This window comes from Bradyrhizobium sp. Mp27 (assembly GCF_029953005.1).
In the GTDB taxonomy this organism is placed as follows: Bacteria; Pseudomonadota; Alphaproteobacteria; order Rhizobiales; family Xanthobacteraceae; genus Bradyrhizobium; species Bradyrhizobium barranii.
In genome coordinates, this window is the sequence record NZ_JASAUS010000027.1 from 57,959 (window position 1) to 74,062 (window position 16,104).

Annotated in this window: 16 protein-coding genes and 1 pseudogene; 6 read left to right on the plus strand and 11 right to left on the minus strand. The window is 65.1% G+C overall.

What is annotated here, in order from left to right; genetic code table 11:
* The first annotated feature begins 178 nt into the window (after positions 1-178).
* Both flhA and QJT78_RS16730 read left to right on the plus strand, forming a co-directional pair.
* Positions 179-2,320: a flagellar biosynthesis protein FlhA gene (flhA, locus tag QJT78_RS16725; RefSeq protein WP_038942740.1), complete on the plus strand. Its 2,142-nt coding sequence runs from the start codon at positions 179-181 to the stop codon at positions 2,318-2,320.
* A 294-nt stretch (positions 2,321-2,614) separates the two neighbouring features.
* Positions 2,615-2,815: a hypothetical protein gene (locus tag QJT78_RS16730; protein ID WP_028149528.1), complete on the plus strand. Its 201-nt coding sequence runs from the start codon at positions 2,615-2,617 to the stop codon at positions 2,813-2,815.
* Between the two features lie 319 nt (positions 2,816-3,134).
* Here QJT78_RS16730 and QJT78_RS16735 read toward each other — a convergent pair whose 3' ends face one another.
* From QJT78_RS16735 to fliI, 6 genes are all read right to left on the minus strand, one after another.
* On the minus strand, positions 3,135-4,364 hold the full coding sequence (locus tag QJT78_RS16735; RefSeq protein ID WP_028149527.1) for an NAD(P)/FAD-dependent oxidoreductase: 1,230 nt from the start codon (positions 4,362-4,364) through the stop codon (positions 3,135-3,137).
* A 115-nt stretch (positions 4,365-4,479) separates the two neighbouring features.
* Complete coding sequence (locus tag QJT78_RS16740; protein ID WP_028149526.1) at positions 4,480-5,439, minus strand: AraC family transcriptional regulator; 960 nt, start codon at positions 5,437-5,439, stop codon at positions 4,480-4,482.
* Between the two features lie 208 nt (positions 5,440-5,647).
* Positions 5,648-6,706 (minus strand): anti-sigma factor, encoded by a 1,059-nt coding sequence (locus QJT78_RS16745; protein ID WP_028149525.1) that lies wholly within the window; start codon positions 6,704-6,706, stop codon positions 5,648-5,650.
* Between the two features lie 37 nt (positions 6,707-6,743).
* Positions 6,744-7,289 (minus strand): sigma-70 family RNA polymerase sigma factor, encoded by a 546-nt coding sequence (locus QJT78_RS16750; RefSeq protein ID WP_028149524.1) that lies wholly within the window; start codon positions 7,287-7,289, stop codon positions 6,744-6,746.
* 180 nt (positions 7,290-7,469) lie between these two features.
* Complete coding sequence (gene fliJ, locus QJT78_RS16755; protein ID WP_008138882.1) at positions 7,470-7,889, minus strand: flagellar export protein FliJ; 420 nt, start codon at positions 7,887-7,889, stop codon at positions 7,470-7,472.
* 120 nt (positions 7,890-8,009) lie between these two features.
* Entirely contained in the window at positions 8,010-9,335 is a 1,326-nt protein-coding gene (gene fliI, locus QJT78_RS16760; protein ID WP_028149523.1) for a flagellar protein export ATPase FliI, read from the minus strand.
* A gap of 431 nt (positions 9,336-9,766) precedes the next feature.
* Here fliI and QJT78_RS16765 point away from each other — a divergent pair, with 431 nt between their 5' ends.
* The 4 genes from QJT78_RS16765 (at position 9,767) to QJT78_RS16780 (ending at position 12,605) form a co-directional block, all read left to right on the plus strand.
* The gene (locus tag QJT78_RS16765) at positions 9,767-10,468 is read left to right on the plus strand and encodes a response regulator transcription factor CtrA (RefSeq protein ID WP_008138878.1); all 702 of its coding nucleotides are present in this window, start codon (positions 9,767-9,769) and stop codon (positions 10,466-10,468) included.
* Between the two features lie 171 nt (positions 10,469-10,639).
* Positions 10,640-11,044, plus strand: coding sequence for a DUF350 domain-containing protein (locus QJT78_RS16770; RefSeq protein WP_014497691.1), 405 nt, complete (start codon positions 10,640-10,642; stop codon positions 11,042-11,044).
* Between the two features lies 1 nt (position 11,045).
* On the plus strand, positions 11,046-11,441 hold the full coding sequence (locus QJT78_RS16775) for a hypothetical protein (protein ID WP_080586524.1): 396 nt from the start codon (positions 11,046-11,048) through the stop codon (positions 11,439-11,441).
* A gap of 3 nt (positions 11,442-11,444) precedes the next feature.
* Positions 11,445-12,605 (plus strand): glutathionylspermidine synthase family protein, encoded by a 1,161-nt coding sequence (locus tag QJT78_RS16780; protein ID WP_038942744.1) that lies wholly within the window; start codon positions 11,445-11,447, stop codon positions 12,603-12,605.
* Between the two features lie 55 nt (positions 12,606-12,660).
* Here the strand turns inward: QJT78_RS16780 and QJT78_RS16785 are convergent, their stop codons facing one another.
* The 5 genes and pseudogenes from QJT78_RS16785 to QJT78_RS16805 form a co-directional block, all read right to left on the minus strand.
* Positions 12,661-13,101, minus strand: a complete 441-nt coding sequence (locus QJT78_RS16785; protein WP_240537545.1) for a hypothetical protein — start codon at positions 13,099-13,101, stop codon at positions 12,661-12,663.
* 292 nt (positions 13,102-13,393) lie between these two features.
* Positions 13,394-14,266 carry a protein-glutamate O-methyltransferase CheR gene (locus QJT78_RS16790; RefSeq protein ID WP_028154521.1) on the minus strand — a complete coding sequence of 291 codons (873 nt, stop codon included), beginning with the start codon at positions 14,264-14,266 and terminating at the stop codon, positions 13,394-13,396.
* Entirely contained in the window at positions 14,263-15,456 is a 1,194-nt protein-coding gene (locus QJT78_RS16795) for a chemotaxis response regulator protein-glutamate methylesterase (RefSeq protein ID WP_028154520.1), read from the minus strand. Before QJT78_RS16795 ends, QJT78_RS16790 begins: the two co-directional genes overlap by 4 nt.
* A 74-nt stretch (positions 15,457-15,530) precedes the next feature.
* Positions 15,531-15,896, minus strand: coding sequence for a response regulator (locus QJT78_RS16800; RefSeq protein WP_007600538.1), 366 nt, complete (start codon positions 15,894-15,896; stop codon positions 15,531-15,533).
* A gap of 72 nt (positions 15,897-15,968) precedes the next feature.
* Positions 15,969-16,104: pseudogene (locus QJT78_RS16805) on the minus strand (chemotaxis protein CheW); the annotation flags it as partial.

A 16,104-nucleotide genomic window follows, 5' to 3' on the forward strand; every position in this document is an offset into this window, starting at 1 on the left:
TTTGCTAACCATACACCCGGCAAGAATTGCCGAGTGAAGTCGAGTGTCGTCAGCCGCGTAGAACGGGAGGTCCCCCGTGGACGCCAGTGCGGTGCCTCACTTTCGAAACGGCGGCCCTTCGGCCGCCGCGCAGACATTTGGGGCGCGCGGACGGCAGTCGCGCGGGGGAGCAGCTACCATGGTCGACGTCACCGCGGGACAGGGCGTAGGCAGCACGAACGCCGGCTTCCCGACCCTCACCGAGATCGGCAACATCCTCAAGCGCGGCGATATCGCGCTGGCGCTCGGCGTCCTCACCATCCTGGTGGTGCTGATCCTCCCCCTACCCGCGATCGTGCTGGACCTGTTCCTGGCGATCTCGATCACGCTCTCGATCCTGATCCTGATGACGTCGCTGTTCATCCAGGCGCCGCTGGAATTCTCCGCCTTCCCGACCGTCCTCCTGATCTCGACCATGCTGCGGCTGTCGCTGAACATGGCCTCGACCCGCCTGATCCTGTCGCACGGGCATGAGGGCACGGACGCCGCCGGTCACGTCATCGAAGCCTTCGGCAGCTTCGTGATGGGCGGCAATTTCGTCATCGGTATCATCGTCTTCGCCATCCTGATCATCGTGAACTTCGTCGTCATCACCAAGGGTTCGGGCCGTATCGCCGAAGTCGCCGCCCGCTTCCACCTCGACGCCATGCCCGGCAAGCAGATGGCGATCGACGCCGACCTCTCCGCCGGCCTGATCGACGAGAAGGTCGCCAAGCAACGGCGCAAGGATCTGGAGGACGAGAGCGGCTTCTTCGGCGCCATGGACGGTGCCTCGAAATTCGTCCGCGGCGATGCCATCGCGGGCCTTTTGATCGTCTTCATCAACATCGTCGGCGGCATGATCATCGGCGTGGCGCAGCAGGGCCTCTCCTTCGCCGACGCCGGACGCAGCTACACGCTGCTGACCGTCGGCGACGGTCTCGTCACCCAGGTGCCGGCGCTGATCGTTTCGACCGCGGCCGGCCTGCTCGTCTCCAAGGCCGGCGTGTCCGGCGCCGCCGACAAGGCGCTGATGAAGCAGTTCTCCGGCTATCCGCAGGCGCTCGCGATGTCCTCGGCGGTCATGCTGGTCCTGGCGGCCCTGCCGGGCATTCCGACCATTCCCTTCCTGGCGCTCGGCGCCGGCGCCGGCGCGCTCGCCTGGCACGCCCGCAACCGCAACCGGGTGACGGCCAAGGCCGAGGAAGCCGCCAGGACCGCACCCGCTCCGGGAACGCCAGGTGCGCCGGGCGCCGCTGCGGCGGAAGAGCCGATCTCGGCCGCGCTCAAGATCGACGATCTCAAGATCGAGCTCGGTTACGCGCTGCTGCCGCTGGTCAACGGGCCTGATGGCACCGACCGCCTCACCGAGCAGATCAAGGCGCTGCGCCGTTCGCTCGCCATCGAGATGGGCTTCGTGATGCCCGCCGTGCGTATCCTCGACAACGTCCAGCTCGAAGCCAACACCTACATCATCAAGATCAAGGAGGTCGACGCCGGCACCGGCAAGATCTGGCCGAACCAGTTCATGGTCATGGACCCCGGCGGCAGCCAGGTGCAGGTGCCCGGCATCCACACCACCGAGCCGACCTTCGGCCTGCCCGCAACCTGGGTCGATGCCAGCCTCAAGGAAGAAGCCTCGCTCAAGGGCTACACCGTCGTCGACGCCGCGACCGTGCTCTCGACCCACCTCACCGAGCTGCTCAAGGCCAACATGTCGGACCTGCTCTCCTATGGCGAGGTGCAGAAGCTGCTCAAGGAGCTGCCGAAGGAGCAGAGCGAGCTGGTCAAGGACATCGTGCCGGGCCAGGTCACGGTCTCCGGCATCCAGCGCGTGCTGCAGCTGCTGCTCGCCGAGCGCATCTCGATCCGCGATCTCTCGACCATCCTGGAAGGCATCGCCGACTCGCTCGCCTTCTCGCGCAATCCCGCGACCATGGTCGAGCATGTCCGCGCCCGCCTCGCACGGCAGATCTGCGCGCAAAACACCTCCTACAGCGGTTATCTGCCGCTGATCGCGCTGTCGGCGCGGTGGGAACAGGCCTTCGCCGAATCCATCATCGGCCAGGGCGAGGAACGCAGCCTCGCGATGCAGCCCTCGAAGCTGTCGGAATTCATGACCGGCGTGCGCGAGGCCTTCGAGCGCGCCGCGCGCGAAGGCGAGGCGCCGGTGCTGGTCACGTCTGCGGCAATTCGTCCCTTCGTACGCTCCCTCGTCGAGCGGTTCCGGGCCCAGACGACCGTGCTGTCGCAGGCTGAAATCCACCCCAGGGCGAGGTTGAAAACGGTCGGAAGCATCTGATTTGCCTTAAGAAGCCGTATGTTTTTCGGCCACAGGCAAATGGTTTTTGAGTTCCTGGCGCCTTGTCGACCAAATGCAGACAAGGCGCCTCGCAAGCAGATTACATCTTTGAAATAATTATATAATCGTACGTTGAGGGGTCGCTTTTGATCGCGACCTTTCACGTCCTGTCACGCTCTTGTGATGGCCCCTTGGGAACGAATCCCCCCAATACTAAGTTGTTGGGGACCGGAAGCATGAACCTCCCCCAACAGGGTAGCGACTACTTCGGGTAGATGGCGGCAGGAGCCTTCCATGAACCACTCGATTTACAGCGTTGATCGCTCGACCCACTTGAAAATCGTGGTCGTAGCCCTCGTCGCCGGGATCGCGGTGGCAGGCTTCGGCATCACGGCACGCACGGGTTCGGACGAAGGCCTGACCCAGACCGCCCGCGTCATCAAGGCTGACAAGCCGGTTGTTATCACCAGCTCGAACGCGTCCCTCGTTCGATAAAGAGATTTGACGAGTTTTGTGAATTCACGCGGCTCTTTACCAGCCCCCCAAAGTCGCCACGTGGATATGTAGACGACCCCAACCCCAAGTCGACTACGGAAAGCGCCCGCCCCCCACGGGCGCTTTCTTATGTCTGGGGTGGTGTTCTTCGCTGCGGATGTGGCGCGGGATGCCGCCAAGGCCACCGCTGTCATTCCCCGCGAAGGCGGGGAATCCAGTACGCCGCGCCCCCTCCGTATCCCACTGCCGTCTCTGGAACACTGGATCGTCCGCTTTCGCGGACGATGACATCGAAATTGACGTGGGTGATCGCGACACACTAACGGGGCCGGTCCGCCCCATAAGTCGGCGGCGGCGCCTGCACGGTCGGCGCTGCGGCAGCGAAGAGCTCGTCCTTGCGGCCGGTGAGCGGCGGGTAGATGCGCTTGCAGTTGATGGTCTGCTTGGTCGCCTTTGCGGCCGCGCCAGTGGTGCGAACCTCGCGATCCCACCCTTCCGTATAGAGCGCGCCCCAACCGCCGAGGTCGAGCACGGTCACGTACCAGTCGATGCGCAGCGGCAGCATCGGCAGGCCGGCGAGATCGGCCACGACGTTGTGACCGGCGAAGCGGCCCATGGGACGGGCGAACTGGCAGGACATCACCGTCGGATGCAGTCCGTCGACCACGCTCGAGGCAACATCGCCGGCGGCGAACACGCCCGGCACATCGGCCACCCGCATGAAAGGATCGACCAGCAGGCGGCCGAGGCGATCGCGCGCGCCCGCGAAGCTCTCGGCCAGCCGGCTCGCGCGCATCCCCGCGCACCAGATCACGGTCTGCGCCGGGATGAATTCGCCCGAGCTCAGGTGCATGCCGGCGGCCTCGACGGACACGACGCGCACGCCAAGCCGCGTCTCGACGTCGAGCGAGGCCAAAGCCGTCTCGATGACGGGACGCGCATGCACGCCGATGGTGGCGCCGACCGCAGGGTTGGGATCGACCAGGACGATGCGGCGGCTGCCGGTCATGCCGGCGCGCGCCAGCCTGTCCGGCATCTCGGCTGCGACCTCGATGCCGGTGAATCCGGCGCCGACCACCACGACCGTCGAGCGCCCCGGCGAGGGCGCGCTGTGTCCGAGCGAGACGAGATGATTTTCGAGGATGAGCGCGGCGGCATAGGTATCGACGTCGAAAGCATGCTCGGCAAGGCCGGGGATGGCGGGACGCATCACTTCGCTGCCGAGCGCCAGCACCAGGCGGTCGTAGCTCAGCGTCTCCTCGCCGCCACTCGTGACGAGAGAAATCTCGCGCTGTGCCGGGTCGATGGCTTCGACCTCGCCAATGCCATGAGTGACGCCGATCGGATCGAGCAGTTGCGGCAACGGCAGTGCGACCTCGCTGAGGTCGGCCTCGTAATTGCGCACCCGGATGTTGTGATAGGGATTGCGATCGACGACACGGATCTCGACGTCACGGCCGGCCGCGCCGATCTCGTCGCGCTTGCGCGCGGCGCCGATGGCCGCCCATAGACCTGCAAACCCGGCGCCGAGCACGACGATACGCGCCATGTCCGTTTACTGCCTTGTCCAAGAATTCCGGCGGCCTGCCCGCGCAGGCAGATATAGCTCATTCGCCCGGATCGACCAACTGCGGCGACGCCGCTCCGCCGCATAAAATCGCGGCTCAGGCCTCGCGCAGCTCCGACGGCGTCGCGCCGAAACGCTTGCGGAAGGCGCGGTTAAAATAGGACAGGTCGGAGAAGCCCGACGAATGCGCGATATCGCTGATCTTGCGCGCCCTCGCGCGGGGATCGCCGAGCAGCTTGCGTGCCAGCAGCAGGCGCTGCTCCAGCACGAATTCGGTGAAGGTCGTGCCGGCCTGCTCGAACAAGCGTTGCGCCTGGCGCGGGCTGAGCCCTGAGCGCGTCGCGATCTCGGACAGACAGAGATCGTTGCGGCCGAGCGCGGCCATCACGTCGGCACGCATGAGATCGAGACGGGCCGCCGCATGTCCGCGACCGCGCGCGAGGCTTGCATGCTCCGCATCGGTGCCGAGCAGCAGGCCGACGAGATCGATCACGTGCTGCGCGGTCAGGCGCTGGCCGACGGCGTCGAGATGCGGCGCGTGATTGGCGGCGAGTGCGTGGTAGCGGAAGATCGTCTCGGCCACCGCGCCGTCCGAGAGCACTTGCGACAGCTTGTCCTCGGCACGCGGATTGATGTCGAGCAGCGCACGGCGCGGCATGCGGATGCTGGTGAAGCGATCTTCCTGGGTGTGGCCGACGGTGCCGGTGACGCCCATGTCGACCAACACCATCTGCGCGGGCGCAAGTTCGACGGTGTGGCCGTTCTGCCCGACGCGGACAAGACCCGCATGCGCGGCGATCAGGACCAGATCGTCGCTGCCGTCGGCAAGATGGCTCTGCGTGCGCGAATATTGCGCGGAGGCACCTTCGGGAATGGCCAACGCGATATTGTCGACTACGCTGACCTGGAGCCGGCAATCGATGCTGTCGCCATGGCTCGGCCCGACATCGAGGCCGCAGGGACCGAAGGCCCGCTCGCGCCAATGTTCGAAGGCCGGACCATGCGGAAGACCCGCATATTGGTGGACGAAGATGCCCGGCGTCTTAGCTGCATCCATCTGACTTCTAGCCCCTCTCCGGCACCATGATGTGCGGCGCCGACTGCAAATTCCGGGCATTTGACGCCGCGGATTGCGGGGAGGTTCAAAGCGGGAGTGGATTCGGCGGGACTTGTCGGGTTGCGACGGCTGGCGGACCTTGGCGACGGTCGAGCGCCGTGTAGCCCGGATTGCGCTGCGCTCCATCCGGGCTACGGCGCCACGACACCTACTTCTTCGCGGGCGCCTGCGGCTGAGACGGCGGCACGGTCTCGATCAGCTTGCCGGAAAACACCGGAGCCGAGGTCGGCTGGCCGTTGGGCGAGCCGCCGGCCTGCTCGACGGTGACGGCGTAGGTCGCACCGTTGACGACCTCGGGATCGAAGGAGCCGAGCACCGGGCGCGCGGTGAAATCGCCCGCGCCAATCACGCCGAGCGAGCGCGGACGCGGCAGCTTGTCGGAGATCAGCCAGAGCTCGAAGCTCTTGCCGGCCTCCGGAGTCGCGCCGACCTTGCGTACGGTGAAATTCCGCGTCGCGCCGTCGATGGTGAGGATGAAGGCGGGACCGCCGCCCTGGCCCTGCAGCAGCGCGACATATTGCGCAGCAGCCGTGAGCGGCGCCGGCGTCTTCACTTCCACTGTCTGGATGCGCGGCGCCGGACGCAAGCCGCCAGGCAGCGCATCGGGCTGGAATATCTGAAGCGATAGCGTCACCAGCAGCGCAGCCGCAAGCGCGCCCACGGCGGAGGCGATGGTGCGCCAGCGTTTCACGCGGCCCTCGAGCCGGATCACGTTGCTGTTGTCGGCGACAGGCGCCGGCGGCGCGCGCGCGACGTCAGGATCGGGCGCATGGACCTGCGGCATGAATATCGGCGCGATGTCGGGAATGACATCGGGTGCCGGCCGCGCCGTCCCGGGCTGCTCTGCTTCGGAAGGCTGCGGCTCCGGTTGCGGCGCGCCGTCCGGTGCCAGCTCAGGCGGTGCAGCTTCGATCGAGGAGAATTCCGGCACAGGTGGCGGCGGCGGCGAAGCTTCCGGCGCAGGCGTCTCCTGCGCAAAGTCCGTCCGCGCAAGCTCGGACCGGATGTTCTCCCACACGATCGGACGCGGCTCGACCGAGCCGACCATCTGGTTGAGGACGCCGAGCCGGTAAGCCCAGGCCTGCACGACATCGGCGAACGCCTTGTCCACGGCCATCATGGTCTCGACCTGCACGCGCTCATCGGCGTCGAGCGTACCGAGCGCATATTCCGCGGCGAGCGCGATATGGTCCTCCGTGTAGGCCATCACTTGCAGTCCAGAACCACCCTCACAATGCAAGCCCTCATAGTCCGAGGCACTCGCGGATATCCAACATGCTGCGCCGGAGCCACGTCTTCACCGTGTTGACGGGCGCCGCGAATTTTTCCGCCAATTGCTCGCGGCTCCAGCCGTTGTAATAGGCGAGAAGCACGAGCCTCTGACGATCCGGCTCGAGCCGGCCGATGCATTCCAGGAGCCGCTTCAACTCCTCGGTCATCTCCCTCCGCGCCAGCGGATCGGGGCTGTCAGCAGCGACTTCCATCGCCTGCGGCTCTTCCTCGATGGAGACTTCCGTCTTCTTGCGCACGATGTCGATGGCGCGGTTGCGCGCGATCGATGCCATCCATGTGATCGGCGACGACAAGGCCGGATTGAACTGGCCGGCGCCGTTCCAGATCTTGACGTAGGTCTCCTGAATGACCTCCTCTGCGAGATCCTGTCGGCGCAAGATACGGAGCACGACGCCGTAGAGTTTCGCGCGCGTGGCGACGTAGAGGCGCTCGAACGCGGCCTGATCGCCCCTGGCGACCTCCTCAATCAGCCCGACCAGCTCTGCTGGCGTCAGCATTCAGCCCCCCACACACGGCCTGTCGCGTTCGGCGCAGGCCCTGGCACTCCGCTACCATAGCGCGCGGCAAAGCCCATCACCAAGGGGTGGCGCGCCACACTGTGGATAGCAAACGCAAAACCCGGACCTTGCGGGTCCGGGTTCGACGAATTCTCGGCTGTTGGACCGCTGGCTGCGCCGTCAGGCGACGGCGCCGATGCGGGCGCGCATCAGGCCGATGCTGTCGAGGTCGGCCTGCTCGCGGGCGTTTTCCTCGGCGCGCTCGCGGGCCTGGTCACGCTCGTCGAGGAGCTCGACCTTCTTCAGTTCCTCGAAGGCTTCGGCCAGCGCGGCCTTGGCTTCGTCGAGCTGGCCCTTCAGTTCGTCGGCCGAGCGGGTCAGGTTCTCGCGGCGCTGAATCGCGGCCTTGGCATAGGTCGGGTAAGCGAAATGCGAGGGATCGTTGATCCCGGCACGCTCCTGCTCGGTCGTGATCTCGCGTTCAAGATCGGTCGACATCCGCTGGAAGTCGGCGATCATGGTCTCGATCTGGGTGACCCGGCGGCGCTTCTCGTCGACCTGAAATTTCTTCAGGCGGATGAGGGTATCACGTGACTTCATCGACTCATACTCCCCAGAAGTCCTCTGGCTGCACATGGGACGTCACCGGTCTCCCCACAGGCCCGATTGGGCCAAGACCGGCTCTGCTACTCTGTGAGAGCGGATGATGACGGGACAAAGTTAGCGTTCCGTTTCCAAATCACCGAGGATTTGCGCCAACTGGCGGTAGCCGTCCGCCAGTGATGCATTTTCGTCCTTGCGCTGGCGCAGGAACGCCTCCAGCGGCTCGTGCAGCCGGATCGCCTCGTCGACCTCGGGGCTGGAGCCGGCCCGGTAGGCCCCGAGCCGGATCAATTCCTCCATGTCGGCATAGGTCGCCATCACCTGGCGGGCCCGCTGGATGGTCGGCCAGAACTGCGGATCGGCCGATTTCGGCATGGTACGGGAGACGGATTTGAGGATGTTGATAGCGGGGTAACGGCCGCGCTCGGCGATCGAGCGCTGCAGCACGATATGGCCGTCGAGGATGCCGCGGACGGCATCCGCGATCGGCTCGTTATGGTCGTCGCCATCGACCAGCACCGTGAAGATCGCGGTGATCGCCCCCTCGCCCAGGCCCGGCCCTGCGCGCTCCAGGAGCTTCGGCAACTCGGTGAACACGGTCGGCGTATAGCCCTTGGCGGTCGGCGGCTCGCCGGCGGACAGGCCGATCTCGCGCTGGGCCATGGCAAAGCGCGTCACCGAGTCCATCAGGCAGAGCACGTCCTTGTCCTCGTCGCGGAAATATTCGGCGACCGCGAGCGTCAGATAGGCGGCCTGGCGCCGCATCAGCGCCGGCTCGTCCGAGGTTGCGACCACCACGACCGAGCGCGCCAGGCCCTCCTCGCCGAGGTCGTCCTGCAAAAATTCCTGGACCTCGCGGCCGCGTTCGCCGATCAGCCCGATGACGCTGACCGCGGCATCGACGTTGCGCGCGAGCATCGACAGCAGCACCGATTTGCCGACGCCGGACCCTGCGAAAATGCCCATGCGCTGGCCGCGGCAGCAGGTGAGGAACGTGTTCATCGCGCGCACGCCGAGATCGAGCGGGGCGCCGACGCGCTTGCGCGAATGCGCCGGCGGCGGTGAATTGCGGTATGGCATCGGCGCCGGGCCCTGCGGCAATGGCCCCTTGCCGTCGATCGGCTCGCCCAGCGCGTTGACCACGCGGCCGAGCCAAGCCGATGACGGGCGCACTTGATTGGCGGCATTGGCGATGACGGCCTTGCAGCCGCGGCGCACCCCGTCCAAGCCGGCGAACGGCATCACGACAGCGTTGTTGCCGGAGAAGCCGATCACCTCGCAGGGAATGGAACGGTTCGCGCCGGTCTCGATCACGAGCCGCGCGCCGACCGACATCGCGTGAATGGGTCCGGCCACCTCGACCATCAGGCCGCGAACGCCGACCACGCGGCCATAGATGTTGACGCCGTCGATGTCGCCGATCTGTTCGGCAAGGGCCTTCATCAGGGGCGCGCCTTCAATAGGAGGACCTTCATAAGGTGATCGCCTTCGATCCCGGGCATCATGGCGAAAGCCTTAAGTTTCGCCATATTTCTGAACGGCGCTTAACTTCGTGTTTACCCGCATCGTTAATCATTGCGTCACTGTCTTTGTGACTGAGCGTGACTCCCCTTCAGAAGAAGGCTGAGTCGCGGGAGTCGGTTAGGCCCGTCTCTTAAAGTGGAACTTGAACGGTACGGGGTGACGAAAGCTGCTTCGCGCGCAAGACCTTAGGGCGATTCGACAAAAATTGCACCGGGGGGACTTGCGTTCCAGAATCAGAGTTTGTTAACCATCTGTTGTCAGGATCCGAATCAGTTGTTCAAAGGCGTTTTGTTGAGTGCCGCGAATGCGGCCGACCTGACGCCCAGGAGCGGCGACTATGGGGAACTGGCATGCGCGTTTTGCTGATTGAAGATGACAGCGCCGTCGCGCAGTCGATCGAGCTGATGTTGAAGTCTGAGAGCTTCAACGTCTACACGACCGATTTGGGGGAAGAAGGCGTCGATCTCGGTAAGTTATACGATTACGACATTATTCTTCTCGACCTCAACCTGCCCGACATGTCCGGCTACGACGTGCTCAAGCAGCTTCGGGTCTCCAAGATCAAGACACCGATTCTGATCCTCTCCGGCCTCGCCGGCATCGAGGACAAGGTCAAGGGGCTCGGCGTCGGCGCCGACGACTACATGACCAAGCCCTTCCACAAGGACGAGCTGGTGGCCCGCATCCACGCGATCGTGCGCCGCTCCAAGGGCCATGCCCAGTCGGTCATCCAGACCGGCGACCTCGTCGTCAACCTCGACACCAAGACGGTCGAAGTCGGCGGCCAGCGCGTGCATCTGACCGGCAAGGAATACCAGATGCTGGAGCTCCTCTCGCTCCGCAAGGGTACGACCCTCACCAAGGAAATGTTCCTCAACCACCTCTATGGCGGCATGGACGAGCCCGAGCTGAAGATCATCGACGTCTTCATCTGCAAGCTCCGCAAGAAGCTCGCCAACGCTTCCGAGGGCCGCAACTTCATCGAGACCGTGTGGGGCCGCGGCTACGTGCTGCGCGAGCCGCACGAGCACGAAGAGCGCATTCCCGCCTGATCCCTAAGTTTACGTCGCGAGCCCCCGGGGCTCGCTCCTCCCAGCCTGGACCCCGCCGCAAATGGCGGGGTTTTGTTTTTTGGGGACGCCAACGCGGCCTCATCGTCCTTGTGCCATTGAACCGCTATCCTCCCCGCGCCGACGAATGGGTCGCTGCACGATGGGGGAACGATGATCCTGCAATCACTTGCCGGCCTGCCCGCCTTCCTGGTCTATTTCTGCACCGGCCTGATCGCGATCGTGGCGTATCTGTTCGTCTACACCCGCATCACCCCGCACAATGAGTTCCAGCTCATCCGCGACAACGAGCCGGCCGCCGCGATCGCGCTCGGCCTCAGCCTGCTCGGCTTCGTGGCGCCGCTGGTCAGCGCGATCGCCCATTCGGCCAATGTGCTGGACTGCCTGATCTGGGCGGTCATCGCGCTAATCGTGCAGATCATCGTGCTCTTCCTGGTGAAGGTCCCGGTGCCGAACCTGTCGGCGCGGATTGCCGCAGGCGAGCTTGCGCCGGCGATCTGGCTCGGGCTGTCCTCGCTCGCGGCGGGCCTGTTGAACGCCGCCTGCATGATCTACTGACATGGCCGACAAACCCTCCAAAAAGGAGTTCGGCAAGCGCCGGCCGGCGCCCGTGGCGCCGCCATCGGGGCCGCCGGTGAAGCGCTCCGGCCATGTCGCGCTGCTGGTGATGGGCACGATCGCGGTCGGCACTACCGCCTACACGCTGATGCCACGGCAGCACTGCGAGCCCTCGCCAGGAGCCGTGCCGGGCCAGACGACCACGACGTGCAGCAGTAGCAGCAGCAGTAGTTCGTCAGGTGGCAGCGGCGGCTCGCGCTGGTCGTCGCGGTCGAGCTTCTTCAGCAGCGATTCCTCGAGCCATTCCTCATCGGGCACCTCTTCGGACTCAGGCTCAAGCAGCGTGAGCCGTGGCGGCTTCGGCTCGTTCGGCCATGGCTTTTCGGGCGGCGGCTGATCCATGCGACGTATCGTCTGCCCCGAGCGCGACGACTGGCGGCAGACCGCCGAACAATGCGGCTTCGCCTTCCACACCATCGACGGCGAACGCTATTGGGACGAGAGCGCCTATTACGCCTTCACACTCGACGAGATCGAGCGCGGCATCGAGACGCCGACAGCCGAGATCGACGCGATGTGCCTGGAGCTTGCCGGCCGCGTGATCGGTGACGAGCGCTATCTGCGACGCCTGAAGATTCCGGAGGCATTCTGGAGCTTGATCGCCGAGAGCTGGGAGCGTGACGATCGCAGCCTCTATGGCCGGCTCGATCTGAAGTTCGACGGACAGTCGCCTGCAAAGCTGCTCGAATACAACGCGGATACGCCGACCTCGATCTTCGAGGCCGCGGTGTTTCAATGGACCTGGCTCGAACAGGCGATCGAACGCCGCATCATTCCGGCGCGCGCCGACCAGTTCAACTCCATTCACGAGCGGCTGATCGCGGCGTGGAAGGAGATTGCCGCAGGCCGCCATGTCCATCTCGCCGGCACCACCGGCAACGAGGAAGACGCCGGCACGCTCGCTTATCTCGAGGACACCGCACGCCAGGCCGGGCTCTCGACCAGGCTTCTCGACATCGAGGAGATCGGCTGGCGCGACGAGCCTGGCGGCTTCGTCGATCTCGACGACGGCGACATCGCGCTAGCCTTCAAGCTCTATCCCTGGGAATGGATGTTCCACGACGCCTTCGGCGCCAAGCTGATGAGCGCGCCGACACGCTGGATCGAGCCGCCGTGGAAGGCGGTGCTCTCCAACAAGGGCATTTTGCCGCTGCTCTGGGAGATGTTTCCGAACCATCCCAATCTGCTGCCGGCCTTCTTCGAGGACGACGCGCGGGCAGCCGAGCTCGGCAGCTCCTACGTCCGCAAGCCGCTGCTGTCGCGCGAAGGCGCCAATGTCACGCTGGTATCCGGAGGCACGCCGCTCGACGAGCAGGCAGGCCCTTACGGCGCTGAAGGTTTCGTGCGGCAGGCGCTGTCGCCGCTGCCGAATTTCTCGGGCTTCTACGTGGTGGTGGGAAGCTGGCTGGTGAACCACGAGCCGTGCGGCCTGTCGATCCGCGAGGACGAGAGCCCGATCACGGGAAACCGCTCGCGGTTTCTGCCGCATGCGATTTTGTGAAATGCGCTCGCGATCTCATCGGAACGGACGCGAGCGCAGAGACTTGCGTGCTTACTCAGGGTGTCTTGACGATGAATCTCCCGTCGTAGAGGCCCGCGCCCTTGAAGCCGGCTTGCGCACTTTCGAAGCCGCCCGTGCCCGTCGCGTTTGCATACGCCCCGGTGCCCGACAGGATCGTGTATTCGCCTTTCGTCCGACCATCCTTGATCGCGCCGGCGTAGCGCGCCGTGATCGAGGATCCGTCGTCGAAGGTGTAGGTGCTGTAGCCGTAGATGGGTCCTGAGCCCTTGATCAGGTCGGCGGAGTGGACGAAGTCCTTCACCGCAACGCGGCCGTCCTTAAAGAAGGCAACGCCAAACATTTTGCCAGACATGACCGTCTGACCTTCGACGTTCGCGACCTCGGTGACCTTTAAGTCCATCGGCTTGGTGACAAGCTTGAATTCGAGGACCTGCTCGCCAGCGAGAGCAGTGGCGGGCAACGAAAGCGCCGCCAACAAGAAATACGAGGCACAAGACATTCGCATGGTATGTCCTCCTCAGTACAATTCATGATGGAATCCCGCCTCGGTTCGGCGGGACCATCGCCAGCATAGCACAACCCTCAGATGCTGATCAGGGCCGCGATTGCATTGCATCGCGACACGAGCTCTATTGCGCGGTAGTCGAGTAATCCGCAATGCTCAAACGCGTGTGAAGCGTCACGCACTCTGACGGAACGATATCCGCCAGTTGTTGCCGATCATTCGCGACGACGGCGTTCAGTGAGATTGCCTGTCGTTCGGCGAATCACCTCGCCGCGGCGACCTTCAGCGGCTGCGGCATCAATCCGCCCAGCGGACGGCCGGAGCGCGCGGGATTGAGCTGATAGAGACCGCGGCGCTCGGTGATCGGGCGGAACGCGTCGGTGATGCCGACGACGGATTCGGCCGCGCCAAGCAGCAGCGTGCCGTCGGCTTCCAGTCCCTTCGCCATGCGCTCGAAGATCACGGCCTTGGTGTCCTGGTCGAAATAGATCAGGACGTTGCGGCAGAAGATCACATCGAACGTGCCGAGATGGGAGAAGTCCTGCAACAGATTGAGCTGGCGGAACTGCACCATCGCGCGAATGTCGGCATTGAGCTGCCAGAGCTCGCCGACTTGCGTGAAGTATTTCATCAGGTGCTGGATCGGCAGGCCGCGCTGCACCTCGAACTGGCTGTAGATGCCGGCCCTGGATTTCTCCAGCACCTCCTGCGACAGATCGGTGGCGACGATCTCGATGCGCCAGCCGGCGAAGACCGCGCCCATCTCCTTCACGCACATCGCGATCGAATAGGGCTCCTGCCCGGTCGACGACGCCGCCGACCAGATACGGAGCGACCTGCGCGCCGCGCGCGCCTGGAGCAGGCCCGGCAGGATGGTTTCGCGCAGATGATCGAACGGGATCTTGTCGCGGTAGAAGAAGGTCTCGTTGGTGGTCATCGCTTCGACCACGTCGGTCGCGAGCCGGCCGTCACCGTTCCTGATCTTCAGCACGAGATCGGGAATGCCGGGCAAGCTCGCCTTGCGGGCAAGCGGCAGCAGCCGGCTCTCGACGAGATACTGCTTGTCGGCGGAGAGATCGAGGCCGGAACGCTCTTTCAGGAACTTGCGCAGATATTCGTAGTCGACCGGCGTCACGAGCGGTCTCCCGCGAACAGGCGGTTGACCTTGGCGCCGATCTGGTTGAGCGGCAGGATCGCCGCGCAGATGCCGGCATTGGCCGCCGCGCCCGGCATACCCCAGACCACGCTGGAGGCTTCGTCCTGCGCGATCACGTTGCCACCGGCGGCGACGATGTCCTTGCCGCCGCGCATGCCGTCCGAGCCCATGCCCGTCAGGATCACCGAGAGGATGTTTCCGTGCCAGATGTCGATGGCGGAGGTGAACAGCGGATCGACCGCGGGCTTGCAGAAATTGACGGCGGGACCGTCGTCGAGCGCGATCGCCACGTCAGCGCCGCTGCGCACGACACGCATGTGCTTGCCGCCGGGCGCGAGGTAGATCCGTCCCGGCTTCACCGGCTCGCCGTCGACCGCCTCGGCCGCCGGCTTGCGGCTCGCGCGCGCCAGGTGCTCGGCGAGAATGGTGGTGAAGGTCGGCGGCATGTGCTGGGTGATCAGCACCGGGAAGCGGTCGATCACCGGGCCGAGCTCGGTGACGAGCGCCATCAGCGCCTGCGGACCGCCGGTCGAGGAGCCGATCAGCAGCACCTTCGGTGCGTGGGCCGAGAACGGGCGCGTGGACAGCGCCCCAGACGACGGCGCATGCAGGGCCGGTGCGGGCGCGGCGGGCCGCACGACAGCCGGCGCACGTGCAGCCGGTGCCGGGGTCGCTGGCGCCAGCGGCGGGCTCGCGACTGCGGGCCTGCGGCGCAGCCGCGCGCCGAGGTGACGGATCTTCTGGATCAGGTCGTGATGAAAGATGTCCGCGGCTGACGCTTCGCGCGTCGACTCCGGCTTCGGAATGTAGTCGGCCGCACCGAGCGACAGCGCCTTGAAGCTGATCTCCGCGTTACGGCGGGTCAGCGTCGAGGCCATGATGATGACGAGATCGCGCTTCTTCGCCAGCAGTTGCGGCAGCGCCGAGATGCCGTCGAGCTCGGGCATTTCGATGTCGAGCACGGCAACGTCGGGATTGATGCGTTCGAGCTGGTTGACCGCCTCGAGCCCGGTGCGCAGCGAGGCCGCGACCTCCATGTCATGCTCGGCACCGATCCAGCGCGAGATCAGACCGCGTATGACGACGGAGTCGTCGACGACCATCACCCGCAGCGGCCCGGCGTCGCGCGACGGACCCGTGGTCGAATTACCTGCGAACGCAACACTCATTACTCACCAACTCAGACTGAAACGGTTCAGTTGAAACAATCGCCGAAGGATCCGTTCAGCCTCCGGATGTTCGCTCAGATAAGTCCGACTTCCTGGAATTTCGCCGTCACGATGTCCTTGTCGAAGGGCTTCATGATGTATTCGTTGGCGCCGGCGTGCAGCGCACGGGCGATGTGCGCGACGTCGTTCTCGGTGGTGCAGAACACCACCTTGGGCTGGTCGCCGCCTGGCATCCGCCGGAGATGGCCAAGGAATTCGTAGCCGTCCATGACCGGCATGTTCCAGTCGAGCAGCACGGCATCGGGCAAGCCGCGCTTGCAGGCCTCCAGTGCCTTCTCACCGTCCTCGGCTTCGAGAATCTGGAAGTCGAGGCCCTCCAAGATCCGGCGCGCAACCTTGCGGATGACGCTGGAATCATCAACGACGAGACAAGTGCGCATGTGAACCTCTGCTTCCTACCCCCTTGTGGGGATACTTCCAATTGCGAGTCCGTCGGCGGCGATGCCGCCGTATCAGGCCGCCATCATCTCGGGCGCGAGCTCGAGGACGCGATCGACGTCGAGGACGACCATGAGCTGCCCGTCGAGACGGTGGACGCCGCCGGCGAGCTTGGCCATGCGGGGATCGAGGTTGACGGGGTTCTCTTCC

Coding starts and splice junctions, on each gene's coding strand:
- flhA (WP_038942740.1), top strand. CDS start 179: ATGGTCGACGTCACCGCGGGACAGGGCGTAGGCAGCACGAACGCCGGC.
- QJT78_RS16730 (WP_028149528.1), top strand. CDS start 2,615: ATGAACCACTCGATTTACAGCGTTGATCGCTCGACCCACTTGAAAATC.
- QJT78_RS16735 (WP_028149527.1), bottom strand. CDS start 4,364: ATGGCGCGTATCGTCGTGCTCGGCGCCGGGTTTGCAGGTCTATGGGCG.
- QJT78_RS16740 (WP_028149526.1), bottom strand. CDS start 5,439: ATGGATGCAGCTAAGACGCCGGGCATCTTCGTCCACCAATATGCGGGT.
- QJT78_RS16745 (WP_028149525.1), bottom strand. CDS start 6,706: ATGGCCTACACGGAGGACCATATCGCGCTCGCCGCGGAATATGCGCTC.
- QJT78_RS16750 (WP_028149524.1), bottom strand. CDS start 7,289: ATGCTGACGCCAGCAGAGCTGGTCGGGCTGATTGAGGAGGTCGCCAGG.
- fliJ (WP_008138882.1), bottom strand. CDS start 7,889: ATGAAGTCACGTGATACCCTCATCCGCCTGAAGAAATTTCAGGTCGAC.
- fliI (WP_028149523.1), bottom strand. CDS start 9,335: ATGAAGGCCCTTGCCGAACAGATCGGCGACATCGACGGCGTCAACATC.
- QJT78_RS16765 (WP_008138878.1), top strand. CDS start 9,767: ATGCGCGTTTTGCTGATTGAAGATGACAGCGCCGTCGCGCAGTCGATC.
- QJT78_RS16770 (WP_014497691.1), top strand. CDS start 10,640: ATGATCCTGCAATCACTTGCCGGCCTGCCCGCCTTCCTGGTCTATTTC.
- QJT78_RS16775 (WP_080586524.1), top strand. CDS start 11,046: ATGGCCGACAAACCCTCCAAAAAGGAGTTCGGCAAGCGCCGGCCGGCG.
- QJT78_RS16780 (WP_038942744.1), top strand. CDS start 11,445: ATGCGACGTATCGTCTGCCCCGAGCGCGACGACTGGCGGCAGACCGCC.
- QJT78_RS16795 (WP_028154520.1), bottom strand. CDS start 15,456: ATGAGTGTTGCGTTCGCAGGTAATTCGACCACGGGTCCGTCGCGCGAC.
- QJT78_RS16800 (WP_007600538.1), bottom strand. CDS start 15,896: ATGCGCACTTGTCTCGTCGTTGATGATTCCAGCGTCATCCGCAAGGTT.